Source organism: Streptomyces katrae, from assembly GCF_000966975.1.
GTDB lineage: Bacteria > Actinomycetota > Actinomycetes > Streptomycetales > Streptomycetaceae > Streptomyces > Streptomyces katrae.
The window spans coordinates 1-1,837 of record NZ_JZWV01000656.1; the positions used below are offsets into that span (position 1 = coordinate 1).

The 1,837-nt window shown below is 70.3% G+C and carries 2 protein-coding genes; one reads left to right on the plus strand and one right to left on the minus strand.

Translation table 11 applies throughout. The features are described from left to right. The coding region (locus tag VR44_RS23295) for a M4 family metallopeptidase (RefSeq protein WP_045949526.1) at nt 1-1,037 on the plus strand (1,037 nt) is incomplete at its 5' end. Between the two features lie 96 nt (nt 1,038-1,133). Here the strand turns inward: VR44_RS23295 and VR44_RS23300 are convergent. Continuing rightward, nucleotides 1,134-1,652: a hypothetical protein gene (locus VR44_RS23300; RefSeq protein WP_045949527.1), complete on the minus strand. Its 519-nt coding sequence runs from the start codon at nt 1,650-1,652 to the stop codon at nt 1,134-1,136. Between the last annotated feature and the right edge of the window lie 185 nt (nt 1,653-1,837).

Below are 1,837 nucleotides of genomic sequence, written 5' to 3' on the forward strand. Positions count from 1 at the left end.
TCGGCGAGAAGATCGACATCAACGGCGACGGCACCCCGCTGCGCTACATGGACAAGCCGAGCAAGGACGGCGCGTCCAAGGACGCGTGGTACTCGGGCATCAGCTCGATCGACGTCCACTACTCCTCGGGCCCGGCGAACCACTGGTTCTACCTGGCCTCCGAGGGCTCCGGCGCCAAGGTCATCAACGGCGTGAGCTACAACTCGCCGACCTCCGACGGCCTCCCGGTCACCGCGATCGGCCGTGACGCCGCCGCGAAGATCTGGTTCCGCGCGCTGACGGTGGGCTACTTCAAGTCGACCACCAACTACGCCGACGCCCGCGTCCAGACCCTGAAGGCCGCCGCCGACCTGTACGGCGCCGGCTCGACCACGTACAACAACGTGGCCAACGCCTGGGCCGCCATCAACGTCGGCCCGCGCATCAACGACGGGGTCACCGTCACCGCGATCGGGAACCAGACCACCCAGATCAACACCGCGGTGAGCCTCCAGGTCCAGGCGACCAGCACCAACCCGGGCGCCCTGACCTACTCGGCGACCGGCCTGCCGGCCGGCCTGTCGATCAACTCCTCCACCGGTCTGATCTCCGGTACGGCGACCACCGCGGGCACGTCCAACGTGACCGTCACCGTCACCGACTCGGCGGGCAAGACGGGCACCGCGTCCTTCACCTGGACCGTCGGCACCTCGCTGCCGAGCGTCTTCGAGAACACGACCGACTACGCGATCAACGACAACGCGACGGTCGAGTCCCCGATCACGGTGAGCGGCCGCCCGGGCAACGCGCCGGCCACCCTCAAGGTGGACGTCAACATCCTGCACACCTACATCGGCGACCTGAAGGTCGACCTGGTGGCGCCCGACGGCAGCGTCTACAACCTGCACAACCGCTCGGGCGGCAGCGCCGACAACATCATCAAGAGCTACACCGTCGACGCCTCGTCCGAGGTCGCGAACGGCGTCTGGAAGCTGCGCGTCAACGACAACGCCAGCCTGGACACCGGCAAGATCGACAGCTGGAAGCTCACCTTCTGAGCTGAGCCACGGCTGAACCGCTGAAACCACGGGGCCGCCCGGGAGGAATCCTCCCCGGGCGGCCCTGTCCCATGTGCCGTGGCAGGCGCGGCCGGATCAGCCGAGCGAGCGGCGGGCCGCGTCGAGGAAGGCCTTGTCGAAGACGACGCGGTCCTTGCCGCGTTCCTGGCGGGGGCGGGCGCGGTCCTCGTCGCCCCAGTCGTCGTCGCGGTCGTGACGGCCGTGGTGGTGGTCGTCCTCCGGCTTGAGGAAGACGGAACGGGCGTTGAGGTCGTGCGCCCGCTCACCCGGCCGCAGGACCTCCTGGGCCTCGCCGCCGCAGCTGTTGTCGCGGAAGACGAGGACCAGCGAGTCGGTGTCGTTCTGCACCGTGAAGGCCGCCCGGTTGCGGGAGGTTCCGGTCAGCCGGTAGCAGGTGTCGTTGTCGGCCGGCTCGATCGTGCCGTGGCGCACGTCGCCGTCGTCGTCCGTGAACCGGTAGTGGATCTCGCCGAGGGTGCCGTGGTCGTGGTCGGGGTCGGAAGCGGCGGCCAGGGCCTGGCCGGCGGTGGGGAGGAGCAGGGCGGTGGCGGCGAGGAGCGTGGCGGTGGCGGCTGCTGTGGGGCGTAGGCGCATGGGGTCGGTCCGTTTCTCGCGGGGGCGGCGGGTCCGCGGGGCAGCCTAGGAGGGGGCGGGGGTGCCGAAGGGGCGCCATGCGCCAGGTGTTCGGAGGTTCACCCTCCTGGAGCGCCGCACCCGTAACTCCGTTCGGGACCGGGCCCCGCTGCGCGGAGCCACCTCCTGGGGGCTCCGCCCCCAGA

Excerpts from the sequence above, each read along its gene's own strand:
- VR44_RS23300 (WP_045949527.1), bottom strand. The coding sequence starts at position 1,652 with ATGCGCCTACGCCCCACAGCAGCCGCCACCGCCACGCTCCTCGCCGCC.